This window comes from Pseudomonas sp. B19(2017) (assembly GCF_002113165.1).
In the GTDB taxonomy this organism is placed as follows: domain Bacteria; phylum Pseudomonadota; class Gammaproteobacteria; order Pseudomonadales; family Pseudomonadaceae; genus Aquipseudomonas.
In genome coordinates this window covers 190,170-205,447 of the sequence record NZ_NEJR01000003.1, presented here as the reverse complement: position 1 = coordinate 205,447, position 15,278 = coordinate 190,170, and the positions used below count along the sequence as shown (strand labels likewise).

The following is a 15,278-nucleotide window of genomic DNA, read 5'->3' as shown; positions in this document are numbered from 1 at the left end:
CGCTCACCGGGCCATCGTCATGCAAGCAGATTCGCTCCCGTCATTGGCACAGCTGCAAGCGCGCGTCGCAGAGCTGGAAGCCCGCCTGGCCGAGCGCGACAACACTGCACAGGCGCACATCCAGCTACTGGGCGAACTGCTCGACAACAGCCTGGCCAACGTGTTTGCTGCCGACCGCAGGCTGCGCCTGATAGCCATCAACCGCATGGCCCGGGAAACCTTCGAGCATTACCGTGGCTTCGTGCCGCAGATCGGCGATTATGTGCCGCAGTTTTTGGCCAACCAACCGGACATCATGGGCCGCCTGGCACCGGTGTGGCCACGCGTGCTGGCCGGCGAAGCCTTCATCGATACCATCACCCTGGGCCCGCCTGACGCTCCCCGTCATTACGAAATCCGCTACCACCCGTTGCGCGATGCGCAGCAGCAGATCCAGGGCGGGTACCTGTTTGCCTACGACATCACCGAACGCATGGCCGAGCAGGAACGCCTGCGCCACGCCGAAGAGGCGCTACGCCAGTCGCAGAAAATGGAGGCGGTCGGCCAGTTGACCGGCGGTATCGCCCACGACTTCAACAACTTGCTGGGCAGCCTGCTGGGCATACTGGAGCTGGCAGAGCAACGCCTGGGCCAGCAACGCTTTGCCGACACAGCCCGCATGCTCGAGCTCGGCCGCAGCAACGCACTGCGCGCCGCAGCCCTGGTGCAACGATTGCAGGCCTTTTCGCGCCAGCAGACGCTGATGCCACAAGCGGTGGATGTGCAGCGCCTGGTTGCCGACATGCATGATTTGATCCGCAGCTCGACCGGCCCGCACATTGACTTCCAGGACCAGACGCAGGCCGCGCAATGGTCGATTTGCATCGACCCGCTACAGCTGGAAAACGCCCTGCTCAACCTGTGCATCAATGCCCGTGACGCCATGCCGCTGGGCGGTACCTTGCGCATCGGCTGCGAAAACGCCGATTTAGTCCCATCCGAGGCCAAGCGCCTGGACCTGCCGACGGGCCACTATTTGCACATTCGTGTCGAGGACACCGGCGTGGGCATGTCCAGTGCGGTGCAGGAGCACGCCCTCGAACCCTTTTTCACCACCAAACCTTTGGGCCAGGGCACCGGCCTGGGGTTGTCCATGGTCTATGGCTTTGTCCGCCAGTCTGGGGGGCAGTTGCTGATCGATAGCGTCATCGGGCGAGGCACTTGCATTCACCTGTACCTGCCTCGGGACAAGAACGCCCCCGCAACCTGCCACGAGGCGCCGGCCGCAACCACCGCCGCCCCCGTGCAGCCGCGCGGGCGCCGGATAATGCTGGTGGAGGACCAACCTGCCTTGCGCCTGGTGCTGGTCGAAGTGCTGACCGAACTGGGCCACCAGGTGGAGGCTTTCGAGGCTGGCCCCCGGGCGCTCGAATCGTTGCAGAAAGGGCCACCACCGGACTTGCTGATCACCGATGTCGGCCTGCCCGGGCAAATCGACGGCTACCAGCTCGCAGAGGCCTACCAGGACCTCGTGGGGCATACCCCGGTTTTACTGATTACCGGCTATGACACCGCCGATACGGTGCACGTTGGCCGGCCGGACAGGCGCACCGAACTGCTGCACAAACCCTTTGACCTGAAGACCCTCGGCGAACGGGTCGAGCGGCTGCTGGGCATTGCACCACTCCCGCGTTAACTGGCTATTCGCCAGTTGCCGAACACGCTAAAGTCCTGGCTTCATTTACTGTCGGACTTCGGCATGCCCTTCCGCGACCTGCATTCACTGCACCAACAAGTCGAAGCCCTGCAGCGGCAGAACGCGTTGCTGGAAGCCCGCCTGGCAAGTCATCAGCAACACGATCAGGACTTCTATCGCTCGCTGTTCGACACCATGGACGAAGGCTTCTGCATCATCGAGTTTTTCGACGGCCCGCACGGCCCGCTGAGTGACTATGTGCATGTGCTGGCCAATGCGGCTTACGCCAAGCACGCCGGTATCCCCAACGTGGTCGGGCAGAAACTGCGCGAGATGGTGCCTGACGAGGCCGATGACTGGGTCGCCCGTTATGGCGCGGTGCTGCGCACGGGCGAGCCCCTGCATTTCGAGCAGGAACTGATCGCCACCGGGCATGTGTTGTCGGTGACCACCTTCCGGGTAGAGCCTGCCGAAAAGCGTCAGGTGGCGGTACTGTTCAAGGATGTTACTGAACGACGGCGGGCCGAGCTTGCCCTGCAGCGCCTGAACGAGGAGCTGGAACAACGGGTGAATGCGGCGTTGGCAGAACGGGCCAAGGCCGAGGAGGCCCTGCGCCAGGCACAGAAGATGGAAGCGGTCGGCCAGCTCAGTGGCGGCATCGCCCACGACTTCAACAACCTGCTGGGTGGCATCCTGAGTGCCCAGGAGCTGATGCAACAACGCCTGGAGCAATCCCGTTTCGACGCCCTGGAGCCGTTGCTGAAGCTGTCCAGCGATTCCGCACGGCGGGCCTCTTCGCTGGTACACCGGCTGCTGGCATTCTCCCGTCAGCAGACCTTGCAGCCCTGCTCCACGCAGGTGGCCACGCTGGTGGGCGGCATGGAAGAGTTGCTGCGCCGTACCATCGGCCCTTCCATCACCCTGACCAGCCAGTTCCCCTACCCGCTGTGGCCGACCTTCATCGACCCGCCGCAACTGGAAAGCGCCCTGCTCAATGTGTGCATCAATGCCCGCGATGCCATGCCTGCCGGCGGTGTGATCGATATCCTCGGTGACAACCTGCTGCTCGACGACGAGCAAGCCCGCGCACTGGAACTGCCAGCTGGCGGATACGTACGGCTGAGTATCATCGACAACGGCAATGGCATGTCGGCAGAGGTGGCCGAGCGTGCAGTCGACCCGTTCTTCACCACCAAACCGATGGGCCAGGGCACGGGCCTGGGCTTGTCGATGACCTACGGTTTCGTGCGCCAGTCAGGCGGGCAGCTACGGGTGCTGTCGACCCTTGGCGAAGGCACCCGCATCGAACTTCTGCTCCCCCGCCACCACCAGGCCCCCGAAGCCCCGCCACCCAGGCCACAGCGCCTGCGGCAGGAAAAAAACAGCACGGCCACACAGCGTATCCTGCTGGTCGAAGACCAGATTGCCTTGCGCGTGGTGGTCTGCGAGGTGCTGGAAGAGCTGGGCTACCTGGTCGACGCATTCGAGAATGGCCCGACCGCCCTTGCCCACCTGCAGACGGCCCAGCGCCCGGACCTGCTGCTAAGCGATATCGGCCTGCCCGGCGGCCTGAACGGCCGCCAGCTGGCGGAACGTTGCCGCCAGCGCTACCCCGACCTCAAGGTGTTGTTCATCACCGGCTACGACGAAAGCGCGGCGCACAGTGACGGCCAGTTGTTGCAAGGCACTCAGGTGCTGACCAAGCCGTTCGAGCTGGAAGTGCTGGCCGAACGGGTACGCACGCTGCTGGAGGATTGACCGGCGCGCTCAGCGCCCGCCGCCCAGGTCGACGAAGCTGCCGGTGGAGTACGAGGCTTTGTCCGAGAGCAGCCAGAGGATGGCCTCGGCCACTTCCTCGGGGCGCCCGCCGCGGCCCATGGGCAAGCCGGGCTCGAGCTTGCTGACCCGGTCGGGGTCGCCGGACAGCGCATGGAAGCCGGTATGGATGTAACCTGGGCGTACGCCATTGACCCGCACGCCCTCGCCTGCCACTTCCTTTGCCAGGCCGAGGGTGAAAGTGTCGAGGGCGCCCTTGGACGCGGCGTAGTCCACGTATTCGTTGGGCGACCCCAGGCGTGCGGCCACCGACGACACGTTGACGATCGCCCCGCCTTGCCCGCCGTGCCGGCGCGCCATGCGCAGCAGCGCGTGCTTGGCACAGAGCATGGGGCCGACGATGTTGGTTTTCATGACCTTTAGCAGGCGAAATTCGGACATGTCGTCGACCCGGCTTTGCTGACCGATAGTGCCGGCATTGTTGACCAGTGCGGTGACCGGGCCGAGCGCTTCGTCCACACGCTGGAACAGCTGGATGATCTCGTCTTCGACGCTGGCGTCGGCGCGTACGGTGATGGCCTTGGCGCCCAGCTGGCGGACCTGGTCGAGGATGTGCTCGGCGGCCTGCTCGTCGCTGTGGTAGTTGATGCAGATGCGGTAACCCTGGCGGGCGGCCAGCAGTGCCGTGGCTGCGCCAATGCCGCGGCTGGCACCGGTGATGACGATGACTTTCTCCATGGGTCTGCCAATCATTTGAAAAGGGAGCCTCGACAATAGGTGAAAAGGCTGCGCGTGGGAATCACCTCCCTTCAGCTACGGCCTGGGCGTGCCCGGCCTGGGAAACAACACCTCGAATCGCGGCGTCGCCCGCGCGGCGAAACCCAGCCCCTGGTGCATGATGAAATAGGCGGCGATTTCATGCCGCTCGGCGAAGGCATAGCCTTCCTCCGGTCCAAGCACCATCAACAGTGTATCCAGAGCATCGGCACGCAGCACCGAAGGGTCGACCACCGATACTGCCGCCAGCGCGTGCCTGACCGGCCGGCCGACGCGTGGATCGAAGGTGTGCGAATAGCGCTGGCCGCCTTCCTCGAAATAGTTGCGGTAATCACCGGCCGTGGCGACGCCGTAGCCATCCAGGGCGATGGCGCGCTCCACTTGCTGCTCACCCCCGCCACTCGGTACCTCGAGGGCGATGCGCCAGGGCGAGCCATCCGGCTTGCGGCCGATACCCTTGAGTTCGCCGGTGATCTCGACCAGATAGGCCTGGATACCCAGGGCCGCAAGCCTGGCGCCGACCCGATCCACGGCATAACCGGCGAGCATGCTGTCGAAGTCCAGCTGCGCCGCCACATCCTTGCACAGCGTTTCGCCATCCAGGTGCAAGTGCTGGTGGCCGACTCGTGCCTGCGCCCGTGCCAGCGCGCTGGTGTCCGGCACCTGCTTCCCGCGGGACTGCGGGCCAAAGCCCCAGAGGTTCATCAATGGCAACACCGTCAGGTCGAAAGCCCCGCCACTCTCGCGGAACAGCGACTCACCGTACACCAGCAATTGCCGCATCTCTTCCGTCACCGCCTGACAGGCCCCGGCCGGCAGAGCGTTGAAGCGGGAAACCACGGAATCGCCGCGCCAGTTGGAAAACTGCCTGTCGAGCGCCTCCAGAATCAGCTCGACTTCGGCTTTTACTTGCCGCGAATCAGGCGTCTGCGCGGTGGCTACGTACTGGATCGAATACGTGCTCCCCATGGTCGGCCCACCGAAGCGTTCGATCCTTTCGCCGCAGCCATACAGCAACGTGACCAGCATCACCAGCAGGCTTGCGCGCATCATTCGACACCTCGCAGACACTGGCCGCCGTTGCGCGGCGCAGGCTATTTCACCAGAAATTGCAAGATGGCAATTGGCCTACCGTTCATCAGCAAGTCTGGTTAAAAACCGAACAAATTCCTCGTTTTACACTCAGAAGTGCGCGGATGTTCAACCTCCCGCTCCCTTTCCGCCAAACGTCCCGGACGCAATAAAAACCATTGTGCGCACAAGCGCACACGGGCGCTCTTTGCCCAAAATCTGGAGGACAGAATATGTCTAGCCATTCGTTGCAGAGCGTCGAACGCCTGCAGAGCCGCATCCGCGCTCAACGTCAGCCGCAACAGAAGCCTTTCTGGCGGCGCCTGCTGGCCATCGCCTCATCTTCTCAGCGTAGTTGGCATGGAGGGATCGAGCTCAAGGGATACAAGGAATTGTCCAACGCCACGCCGGTTGCACCGGTCACGGTCGGCCAGATCCAGCTGGCGATTCCGCTCGGTCGGGGTCGCCGGTTTGTCCAGCCTTGCGTGCAGCCGGGCCAGCATGTGCGCAAGGGTGAAGTGATCGGTATTGGCGATGACACCTCCGCTTGGGTACATGCCAGTACCTCCGGCATCGTGGATCGGATTGATCTCGCCTTCGCCGCCGATTCGGCCGAGCCCGTCATGGCCGTCATGCTGAACGCAGATGGCCTGGATGAGTGGGTCGAACGCCCGCTGCCGGGCCTGCCGCATACGCCCGAGGCACTGGTAGAACGCGCATTGCAGATGGGAATCGTCGGCCTTGGCGGGGCGGGTTTCCCGACTGCCCTCAAGCTGGCCGGTGCCCAGCAGCCCGACCTGCTGCTGATCAACGGTGCCGAATGCGAGCCCTTCCTTACCTGCGATGATCGCCTCATGCGCGAGAATGCCGAAGCGTTGATCGAGGCCGCCGACTATGTTGCCGCGCTGCTGGGAATAACGGCAACCCGTTTTGGCATCGAAACCAACAAACCAGAGGCGATGGCCACGTTACGTGCCGCCGCTCGCCAGGCACGCACCCGGGTCGAGATATGTCCGCTACCGGAGCGTTACCCGGCAGGTGGGCAGCCGTTGATGATCAAGAGCCTGAGCGGCCGCAACCTGGCGCCAGGGAGTCGGCCTGCCGATATCGGCGTGCTGGCGCTGAATGTTGCAACGCTCTACGCACTGGGCCGGGCCGTCTTCCAGGGTGAACCATTGATCAGCCGCGTGCTGACGCTGACCGGTGACTGCGAGCACCCCGGAAATGTCCGGGTGCCGGTGGGTTACCCGGTCAGCGAACTGCGTGCGATGGCGGGCGCGTCGCCCACAGGACAGATGACCCAGGTCGGCGGCCCGATGATGGGGCTGCCGCTACCGGCCGCAAACGCCTTCGTCAGCAAGACCAGCAGTTGCCTGATATTCGGCGCTGAACGGTACCTGCCGGCAACCCGCCCCGCAGGCAGTTGCATTCGCTGTACACGCTGCGTGGATGTCTGCCCGATGTCGCTCAGGCCGCTGGATCTCTACGCTGCAGCCGAACGCCTGGACAAGGCCAGCCTGCAGCAATTGCGCCTGGATGCCTGTATCGAATGCGGCAGCTGCAGCAGCGTCTGCCCAAGCAATATCCCGCTGCGCGAACGCTTTCGCCAGAGCAAGGCCGAGGTCCGCGCATGAGCCTGATACGCCATCCCGTTCCACAACGGCTGCGCACGGTGATGCTGCTGGTGGTGTTGTGCCTCCTGCCGGGCACGGTCCTGTACGCCTGGCAATTCGGCGTTGTGGTCTGGTTGCAAACCTTTTGGTGCGTGCTGTTCGCCCTGGGCTTCGAAGCAGCCCTGCTGCGCCTGCGCGGGTGCCATGTACGCGAGGGTTTAAGCGATCTCAGCTGGCTGGTGCTAGGCCTGATTCTGGCTCGGGCACTGCCGCTGCTGGTGCCTCTGTGGATGATCGCCGTGGCCAGTTTTGCCGCGCTCGCGCTCTGCAAGCACGCCAGTGGAGGCCTTGGTCGCAACCGTCTCAACCCTGCCATGGTGGGCTTGGGGGTCGTTGCCATCTGCTTCTACCAGCAGCTGTACCCCGCACCCTCGAACCATACCCCTTGGACCGCAACCCTGGGCCTGAAGACGGTTCTGCTGCAACAGCTACAGTTGGTGCCGCGTCTGGATCTCGATGCGTTTGCCGGCGCCACGCAACTGGCGCAGAACGAATTCACCCATATCACCCACAATCTGTCGGGGTACGGCTACATTGCCGGCGGTTTGCTGCTGGCTTTGTTGCGGGTGATCCGAATCGAGATTCCACTGGCGATGCTCGCCAGCACCGTATTGCTGTGCATGGCCGCCGGCCATAGCCTGCAGGAAGCCGTGTACAACCTCAGCCTCGGTGGCTACCTCTTCACCGCCTTCTTCATCGCCACCGATCCGGTCACCAGCCCCGATACACGCACCGGTCGCATTCTCTTCGGCGTGACCGTTGGCACGCTCACCGAACTGATTCGCGAATTCGGGCTATATGCCGACGGTCTCTGCTTCGCCGTGCTGGCCGGCAACCTGCTGGTGCCGCAAATCGACCGGTTGGTGCTACGTGCACAACGCCCCTGGTACGCCGCGAGTACTTGATCAGGACAGTTGACAAGCGCAACAGCGTTGAGCCTTGCCCTGGCCCGGCTCAATGCCCTGCCGACGCCGGTCCCGCCTTGGCGGTAAAGGGTGGTTTGGCGAACCATACCAGCAGGATCAACCCGGCAAATACCCAGGTCATCAAGGTGAAATAATCCACCGTCGACATCATGTACGCCTGCCCGTTGAGTATCTGCTCCAGTTGCGCATAGCTCTGCGGGTTGGCCCCGCCCAGCTGTTCCAGGGTATGTCGCGTGGCCGGGTCGAACTGGCTGATGTGCTCGCTCAGGTAGGCATGGTGCTGATCCGCCCGACGAATCCAGATCCAGGTCGTCAGCGACGCCGCAAAACTGCCGCCCAAGGTGCGCAGGAAGGTCGCCAGCCCGGAGCCATCGGCAATCTGCTGCGGTGGCAGGTCGGACAGCAGGATGCTCAACGTCGGCATGAAGAACAGCGCCACGCCAATACCCATGAACAGCTGCACTAGCGCCACATGCTGGAAGTCCACCTCGCTGGTGAACCCGGCACGCATGTAGCAGCTGCTGCCGATCGCCAGGAACGCCAGCCCGGCCAGCACGCGCAAGTCGAAGCGGTGCGCGTACTTGCCCACGAACGGCGACATGAGCACCGGCAACAGGCCGATCGGTGCCACCGCCAGGCCTGCCCACGTCGCGGTATAGCCCATCTGCGTCTGCAACCACTGCGGCAGGATCAGGTTGATGCCGAAGAACCCCGCATACCCCCCGACCAGCACGATGGTACCGACACGGAAGTTGCGGTACGCGAACAGGCGCAGGTTGACCACCGGGTGACGGTCGGTCAGTTCCCAGATCACGAACACCGCCAGGAACACCACCGAGATCAGGCTGCCGAGCATGATGAACGACGACTCGAACCAATCCAGGTCATTGCCCTTGTCCAGCACCACCTGCAAGGCGCCGACGCCGATGACCAGCGTCAGCAGGCCGATGTAGTCCATCGGCTGGCGACTGGTGACCACCGGCCGGCTGCGCATCTGCTGGCGCACCACGGCAGCGGCGAACAGGCCGATGGGCACGTTGATGAAGAAGATCCACGGCCAGCTGTAACTGTCGGTGATCCAGCCCCCGAGAATCGGCCCGGCAATCGGCGCCACCACAGTGACCATTGCCAGCAGCGCCAGGGCCATGCCGCGCTTGGCCGGCGGGTAGACGGCGATCAGCAAGGTCTGGGTCATCGGGTACAACGGCCCGGCCACCACGCCCTGCAACACGCGAAAACCGACCAGCTCCGGCATCGACCGAGCTATACCGCACAGGAACGACGCCAGCACGAACAGCAGCGTCGCCCAGATGAACAGTTTCACCTCGCCAAACCGCCGGCTGAGCCAGCCGGTCAGCGGCAGGGCAATGGCGTTGCTCACCGCGAATGAGGTGATGACCCAGGTGCCCTGCTCGTAGCTCACCCCCAGGTTGCCGGAAATGGTTGGCAAGGCCACGTTGGCGATGGTGGTGTCGAGCACCTGCATGAACGTCGCCAGTGACAGGCCGATGGTGGTCAGCAGCAAGCTCGGCGGCGTGAACTGGGCAGCAGCGTTGTTGCTCATCGCTGGGCCGTCTTGCCGGTTGCGCTGTTTTCGTGGATCAGCCGGGCGATCAGGTTGTCGGCTTCGACCAGCTGGCGGTCATACACCTGGGTGGTGTAGCTGGCCTGCTGCGGTGGTTGCTCAGCCAAGGCCGGGCCACTCTGGTCGTGCAAGTCGACCTCGACCACCGTGGACAGGCCGATACGCAGCGGGTGATCCTTGAGCTGGTCGGGGCTGAGGTGGATGCGCACCGGTACGCGCTGGACGATCTTGATCCAGTTACCGGTGGCATTCTGCGCCGGCAACAGTGCAAAGGCGCTGCCGGTGCCGGCGCCGAGGCTGTCGACCGTGCCGCTGTACCTGACCTCGCTGCCGTACAGGTCGGCGCTGATCTGCACCGGTTGGCCGATACGCATGTTGCGCAGCTGGGTTTCCTTGAAGTTGGCGTCGATCCACACCTGGTCCAGCGGGATCACTGCCATGGTTGCAGTGCCCGGCTGCAGGCGCTGGCCCAGTTGCACGGTACGCTTGGCGACGTAGCCGGTGACCGGCGCCACCAGGGTAGTACGCGCGTGGTCGAGGTAGGCCTGGCGCACGTCGGCGGCGGCAGCCATCACCTCGGGGTGCGAGGACACCACGGTGTCGTCGACCAGCGCGCTGCTGGTGCTGAGTTGCTGGCGCGCACTGTTGACGGCAGCCTCGGCCACGCTCAGGTCATCGCGGGCATGGGACAATTCTTCCGCAGCAATTGCACCGCTGTCGGCCAGCACCTTGCGCCGGTTGAAGTCCTGCCGGGCCTTGCGCAGTTCGGCCTGGCGCGTCTCCAGCTGGGCCTTGAGCGAGTCGACGTTGCTGTACAGCCCGCGCACCTGACGCACGCTGCGCGCCAGCCTGGCTTCGGCGGACTGCAAGGCCACCTCGCTGTCAGCCGGGTCGAATTGCAGCAATACCTGGCCGGCATGGACCAGGTCGCCGTCATCGGCACCGATGCTGGTGACGGTGCCGGTAATCAGCGGGGTGATCTCCACCACGTTGCCGTTGACGTAAGCATCGTCGGTGCTTTCGTGCCAGCGCCCGACCAGGCTGTACCAGGCCCAGGCGCCGACACCGGCCAGGATCAGCAGCAACAGCAGGCCAAGCAACCAGGCTTTGCGTTTGCGCGACGGCTCGGGCGCAGCGGAGGGAGTCGGGGTGTCTGCAGGAGTGGCCATGACAATACCTTGGATAATTCGTGACAGGGATCAACGATCGCCGAAGCGGCGGATCGTCAACGGGTCGCCGGCAGCGAGCAGAACCTTGGCCAGCAAGCCTTCCAGGGCCTCGAGCTCTTCGGGTGCCAGCGCTCCGCACAACTCGTTCATGGCCGCCGCGCCGATTTCCGGCAGGCGGTCAGCCAGGCGCTGGCCATCGGTAGTAAGGGCCAGGCGCACCTGGCGACGGTCGTCGGCGCAGCGGTTGCGCACGATCAGTTCCTTCTGCTCGAGGCGGTCGAGCATGCGGGTCATCGACCCGCTATCCAGGCCCAGGTAGCGGCACAGCTCGGCCGGGGTGTCTACCTGGTACTGGGTGACGATGATCAGCACCTTGAACTGCGCGGCGGTGACACCTTCGGATTCGAGGTGCCAGTCGAGAATGCGGTCCTTGAGGATCGCCGCACGGCCAAGCAGCATGCCAATGGCGCAGGTCTGGAAGTTTTCGGGGGAGAAATGGGCCATCGGAAGCTGCTCGGGTAATTGTGTGAAAATATTACTGCCTAGGCAGTGAATGTCAAAGCTTTGATTAGGCTGCTATGGAAAATTTCATGATTTGGCTCCTCTGTGGGAGCGGGCATGCCCGCGAACACGGGCGACGCCCGTGCCATCCACTGCGGTGCCTGCTTCGCGGGCACGCCCGCTCCCACAGGGATCGATGACTGCTGTTACGACAGCGCTCGCAGGCCCAACGCCTCAACCGCCCCGCAGGCAATGGCCATACCCACCAGTTCCGCCAGGCTGTCCGCCTGCAACCGCTTCATCACCCGCCCCCGGTAAAGGTCCACCGTCTTCACGCTGACGCCCAGCCGCTCGGCAATCTCGCGGTTGCTCAGCCCCTGGGCCAGTGGCACGAACACGTCACGCTCGCGCGGGGTCAGGCCATCGATACGCGCCTGCACCCGAGCCAGCACCTGGTCGCCCTGGTGTGCCCGCCCGGCGCTTTCCAGCGCGGCCTGTACACTATCGAGCAGCAACTGGTCGTTGTAGGGTTTTTCGATGAAGTCGCAGGCGCCGGCCTTGAATGCCCGCACCACGATCGGCACATCGGCATGGCCACTGACGAAGATCACCGGCAAACCCAGGCCACGCTCGCGCATCGCCTGCTGCACCGCCAACCCGCCCAACCCCGGCATGCGCACGTCCAGCAGTACACAGGCCGGCCCATCGTCGACGCAGGCATCGAGAAACGCCTGCCCGTCGGCGAACGGCAAGGCCTGCAAGCCCACCGACTGCAGCAACCACACTGTCGAGTCCCGCATACCCTGGTCGTCATCGACCACATACACTTTCGCTTGCACCACCCTCTCCCCTTATCCCCTGCTGACCGTCAGGCGGCAGCACAGTACCAGACCGCCATTGTCACCGGTTCGCGCCCACAGGCTGCCGCCAAAGCCTTCGATCAGGCTGCGGCTCATGCTCAGGCCCAGGCCCAGGCCATCAGCCTTGCTGGTGGTGAACGGCGTGAAGATTTCATCCAGGCGCTCGGGTGCCACGCCCGGGCCCTGGTCGGCCACCTCGACCAGCACGCCATCGCCATCGCGCGCGGCGCCGAGCAGGATACGTGACGGCCGCTCGCCATGCTGCTCGCGGTTGGCATCGATGGCGTTGCGCAGCAGGTTCACCAGTACCTGCTCCAGCAGTACCCGGTCGGCATATACCAACGGCAGCTGCGCGCTCATGCGCAGCTCGACCACCACCTGATCACGCGCGGCCTCCCAGGCGCACAGGCGCATGGCTTCGCCCGCCACCTCGGCCACGTCCAGCGCCTGCAGGCGGCGCGGCCCCTTGCGCAGAAAGGCGCGCAGGCGGCGTATCACGTCGGCGGCATGGGTGGCCTGTTCGCTGATGCGCTGCAGGCCCTGCCCCACCCGCTCGCGGGCTTGCGGGTCGCGCTCCAGGCCCTGCAGGTAGCGCTGGCTGGCATTGGCGTAGTTGACCACTGCCGCCAACGGCTGGTTGATCTCGTGGGCTATGCCCGAAGCCAGCTCGCCCAAGGTGGCCAACCGGGCACTGTGCGCCAGGCTTTCCTGGGCCTCGATGCGCAGGGTGATGTCACGTGACACGCTGACCACCTCCACCACCGCGCCGGTGTATGTTTCGCGGATAGCCCGGCTGGCGATTTCGAACCAGCGGTAGCCGCCTGCGGCCTGGCGTACCCGGCAGGTCATGGTGTGGTAGCCATCCTGGTCCAGGGCGGCGGCGGCCTGTCGCAGCACCTGGCGGCGCTCACGGGGGTGCAGCAGGGAATGCACGGCCATGCCGCGCAGTTGTTCGGGCCACAGGCCAAGCAGGCGGAATGCCGCCGGCGAAGCATCGAGGAAACGGCCATCGGGGCTATGCCGGGAGATCAGGTCAGTGGTGTTCTCGATGATCAGCCGGTACAGCCGCCGTGCGCGACTGGCCTCGCGTGCGCCGTGGCGCTCGTCACTGGCGTCGCGGCAACGCGCCAGCACCTGCTGGCCCTGGTCGTCTGGGATAAAGCTCCACAACACGATGCGTTCGCCGACTTGCACTTCGACCTCGGCGATCGCCCGGCGCTGGCGCAGGCAGGCGCGCACCAGGGCGGCGCAGTTGCCCGGCAGCCAGCTGGCCAGTGCCGGGCCTTCATCGACCCAGGCTTGCAGCGCCGGGTTGAGTGCCAGCGGCCTGGCGTCGCCGGCCAGCATCAGGCTGGGTTGTGGGTCCTTGGAGAGCAGGGGGTAGGCAGTGTTGTCCACGGTAGGCGGCTCGTTGTTATAGTAGTTCTACTATATTGCTATGGTCGATATTCCTAATACCATAGCGACTCGCGTAAAACTGCGACAAGGGGGAGCGGCTCACCGTCCGCCTCCCTGCACCCTGAACAGAGCTAACAATCAGCCACCGGGGGCCAAGCGCACAGGTTGTGCCTGCCTCCCCTACAGGATTACCGCATGTCGATCTATGCCCAGGGCCTGATGCCCGCTGCCGTCAATCATGTCGCCCTCACCCCGCTGAGCTTCATCGAACGCACCGCTGCCGTATACGGCAATTACCCGGCGGTGATCCACGGTGCCATCCGCCGCAACTGGCAACAGACCTACCAGCGCTGCCGGCGCCTGGCCAGCGCCCTGGTGGGCCGGGGTATCGGCCGAGGCGACACCGTGGCGGTGATGTTGCCGAACATTCCGGCCATGCTCGAAGCCCATTTTGGCGTACCCATGACCGGCGCCGTGCTCAACACCCTGAACGTCCGCCTGGACGCCGAGGCCATCGCCTTCATGCTGCAGCACGGGGAGGCCAAGGTGCTGATCACCGACCGCGAATTCCATACCGTCATCGAGGCGGCCCTGGCCCTGCTCGAACACCCGCCTTTGGTGGTGGACGTGGATGACCCGGAGTACGGCGAAGGCCGTGCCGTCAGCGAACTGGATTATGAAGCGTTTCTCGCCGAAGGCGACCCGGACTTTGCCTGGCAATGGCCCGATGACGAGTGGCAGGCAATCTCGCTCAACTACACCTCTGGCACTACCGGCAACCCCAAGGGCGTGGTCTACCACCACCGTGGCGCTTACCTGAACGCCCTGGGCAACCAGATGGTCTGGGCCATGGGCCACCGCCCGGTGTACCTGTGGACTTTGCCGATGTTCCACTGCAACGGCTGGTGCTACCCGTGGACCATTACCGCACTGGCCGGCACCCATGTGTTCCTGCGTCGGGTAGACCCGCAGAAGATCCTGAACCTGATCCGCGAGCACCGGGTCAGCCACCTGTGCGGCGCGCCGATCGTGCTCAACGCCCTGGTCAACATGCCCGAGGCGGCCAAGGCAGCCATCGAGCACCCGGTGCAGGCCATGGTCGCCGGCGCCGCGCCACCTGCCAAGGTCATCGGCGCCGTGGAAGAGATGGGCATCCGGGTCACTCACACCTACGGCCTGACCGAAGTCTACGGCCCGGTAACCGTATGTGCCTGGCATGACGAATGGGATGAACTGTCGTTGGAGGATCGCGCACGGATCAAGTCCCGCCAGGGCGTGCGCTACCCGACTCTCGACGGCCTGATGGTCGCCGACCCGCAAACCCTCGAGCCGGTACCGCGCGACGGCAACACCCTGGGCGAGATCTTCATGCGTGGCAACACGGTGATGAAGGGCTACCTGAAGAACCCCGAGGCCACCGCCGAAGCCTTCCGTGGCGGCTGGTTCCACACCGGTGACCTGGCCGTGTGGCACAGCGACGGCTATGTCGAGATCAAGGACCGGCTCAAGGACATCATCATTTCCGGTGGCGAGAACATCTCCACCATCGAGGTCGAGGACGCCCTGTACAAGCACCCGGCGGTACTGGAAGCCGCGGTGGTGGCGCGCCCGGATGAAAAATGGGGGGAAACCCCGTGCGCCTTCGTTGCCCTCAAGCCGGGCCGCGAAGACACCCGCGAAGCCGACATCACCAGTTGGTGCCGCGAGCACCTGGCCGGGTTCAAGGTGCCGAAGACCGTGGTGTTTGGCGAATTGCCAAAGACCTCTACCGGCAAGATCCAGAAGTACGTGCTGCGCGACCGGGCCAAAGCCCTCTGATCCAGTGGTGGCCTCATCGCGGGCATGCCCGCTCCCACAGGGACGGCAC

The 15,278-nt window shown here is 64.6% G+C and carries 12 protein-coding genes; 5 read left to right on the top strand and 7 right to left on the bottom strand.

All coding sequences use genetic code 11. The annotated features are described in order from the left end of the window. Positions 1-19 precede the first annotated feature (19 nt). Positions 20-1,675, top strand: coding sequence for a PAS domain-containing sensor histidine kinase (locus CAF70_RS06715; protein ID WP_085623330.1), 1,656 nt, complete (start codon positions 20-22; stop codon positions 1,673-1,675). A 63-nt stretch (positions 1,676-1,738) separates the two neighbouring features. Then, entirely contained in the window at positions 1,739-3,433 is a 1,695-nt protein-coding gene (locus CAF70_RS06710; protein ID WP_085623332.1) for a response regulator, read from the top strand. Positions 3,434-3,442: 9 nt separating this feature from the next. Here CAF70_RS06710 and CAF70_RS06705 read toward each other — a convergent pair whose 3' ends face one another. Both CAF70_RS06705 and CAF70_RS06700 read right to left on the bottom strand, forming a co-directional pair. Beyond that, positions 3,443-4,189: an SDR family oxidoreductase gene (locus tag CAF70_RS06705; protein ID WP_085623334.1), complete on the bottom strand. Its 747-nt coding sequence runs from the start codon at positions 4,187-4,189 to the stop codon at positions 3,443-3,445. Between the two features lie 75 nt (positions 4,190-4,264). Beyond that, entirely contained in the window at positions 4,265-5,281 is a 1,017-nt protein-coding gene (locus CAF70_RS06700; protein ID WP_085623336.1) for an FAD:protein FMN transferase, read from the bottom strand. Between the two features lie 251 nt (positions 5,282-5,532). Between CAF70_RS06700 and rsxC the strand changes: the two genes are divergently transcribed. Then, entirely contained in the window at positions 5,533-6,933 is a 1,401-nt protein-coding gene (gene rsxC, locus CAF70_RS06695) for an electron transport complex subunit RsxC (protein WP_085623338.1), read from the top strand. Further along, positions 6,930-7,877 carry an RnfABCDGE type electron transport complex subunit D gene (locus CAF70_RS06690; protein WP_085623340.1) on the top strand — a complete coding sequence of 316 codons (948 nt, stop codon included), beginning with the start codon at positions 6,930-6,932 and terminating at the stop codon, positions 7,875-7,877. The genes rsxC and CAF70_RS06690 overlap by 4 nt, the downstream gene beginning before the upstream one ends. Before the next feature lie 49 nt (positions 7,878-7,926). Here CAF70_RS06690 and CAF70_RS06685 read toward each other — a convergent pair whose 3' ends face one another. The 5 genes from CAF70_RS06685 to CAF70_RS06665 form a co-directional block, all read right to left on the bottom strand. Continuing rightward, positions 7,927-9,462, bottom strand: coding sequence for a DHA2 family efflux MFS transporter permease subunit (locus CAF70_RS06685; protein WP_085623342.1), 1,536 nt, complete (start codon positions 9,460-9,462; stop codon positions 7,927-7,929). Continuing rightward, positions 9,459-10,652, bottom strand: coding sequence for an HlyD family efflux transporter periplasmic adaptor subunit (locus CAF70_RS06680; protein ID WP_085623344.1), 1,194 nt, complete (start codon positions 10,650-10,652; stop codon positions 9,459-9,461). The genes CAF70_RS06685 and CAF70_RS06680 overlap by 4 nt, the downstream gene beginning before the upstream one ends. A 30-nt stretch (positions 10,653-10,682) precedes the next feature. Further along, entirely contained in the window at positions 10,683-11,156 is a 474-nt protein-coding gene (locus CAF70_RS06675; protein ID WP_085623346.1) for a MarR family winged helix-turn-helix transcriptional regulator, read from the bottom strand. A gap of 203 nt (positions 11,157-11,359) precedes the next feature. Beyond that, the gene (locus CAF70_RS06670) at positions 11,360-11,995 is read right to left on the bottom strand and encodes a response regulator transcription factor (RefSeq protein WP_085623348.1); all 636 of its coding nucleotides are present in this window, start codon (positions 11,993-11,995) and stop codon (positions 11,360-11,362) included. A gap of 9 nt (positions 11,996-12,004) precedes the next feature. Further along, entirely contained in the window at positions 12,005-13,411 is a 1,407-nt protein-coding gene (locus CAF70_RS06665) for a sensor histidine kinase (RefSeq protein WP_085623349.1), read from the bottom strand. A 195-nt stretch (positions 13,412-13,606) separates the two neighbouring features. On the opposite strand from CAF70_RS06665, the gene CAF70_RS06660 reads away from it, so the two are divergent. After that, a complete protein-coding gene (locus tag CAF70_RS06660) occupies positions 13,607-15,229 on the top strand; it encodes an acyl-CoA synthetase (RefSeq protein ID WP_085623351.1) in 1,623 nt (540 codons plus the stop codon). Positions 15,230-15,278: the final 49 nt, after the last annotated feature.

Bases quoted from the DNA above. Each gene is read 5' to 3' on its own strand.
- CAF70_RS06715 (WP_085623330.1), top strand. From the start codon at position 20: ATGCAAGCAGATTCGCTCCCGTCATTGGCACAGCTGCAAGCGCGCGTC.
- CAF70_RS06710 (WP_085623332.1), top strand. From the start codon at position 1,739: ATGCCCTTCCGCGACCTGCATTCACTGCACCAACAAGTCGAAGCCCTG.
- CAF70_RS06705 (WP_085623334.1), bottom strand. From the start codon at position 4,189: ATGGAGAAAGTCATCGTCATCACCGGTGCCAGCCGCGGCATTGGCGCA.
- CAF70_RS06700 (WP_085623336.1), bottom strand. From the start codon at position 5,281: ATGATGCGCGCAAGCCTGCTGGTGATGCTGGTCACGTTGCTGTATGGC.
- rsxC (WP_085623338.1), top strand. From the start codon at position 5,533: ATGTCTAGCCATTCGTTGCAGAGCGTCGAACGCCTGCAGAGCCGCATC.
- CAF70_RS06690 (WP_085623340.1), top strand. From the start codon at position 6,930: ATGAGCCTGATACGCCATCCCGTTCCACAACGGCTGCGCACGGTGATG.
- CAF70_RS06685 (WP_085623342.1), bottom strand. From the start codon at position 9,462: ATGAGCAACAACGCTGCTGCCCAGTTCACGCCGCCGAGCTTGCTGCTG.
- CAF70_RS06680 (WP_085623344.1), bottom strand. From the start codon at position 10,652: ATGGCCACTCCTGCAGACACCCCGACTCCCTCCGCTGCGCCCGAGCCG.
- CAF70_RS06675 (WP_085623346.1), bottom strand. From the start codon at position 11,156: ATGGCCCATTTCTCCCCCGAAAACTTCCAGACCTGCGCCATTGGCATG.
- CAF70_RS06660 (WP_085623351.1), top strand. From the start codon at position 13,607: ATGTCGATCTATGCCCAGGGCCTGATGCCCGCTGCCGTCAATCATGTC.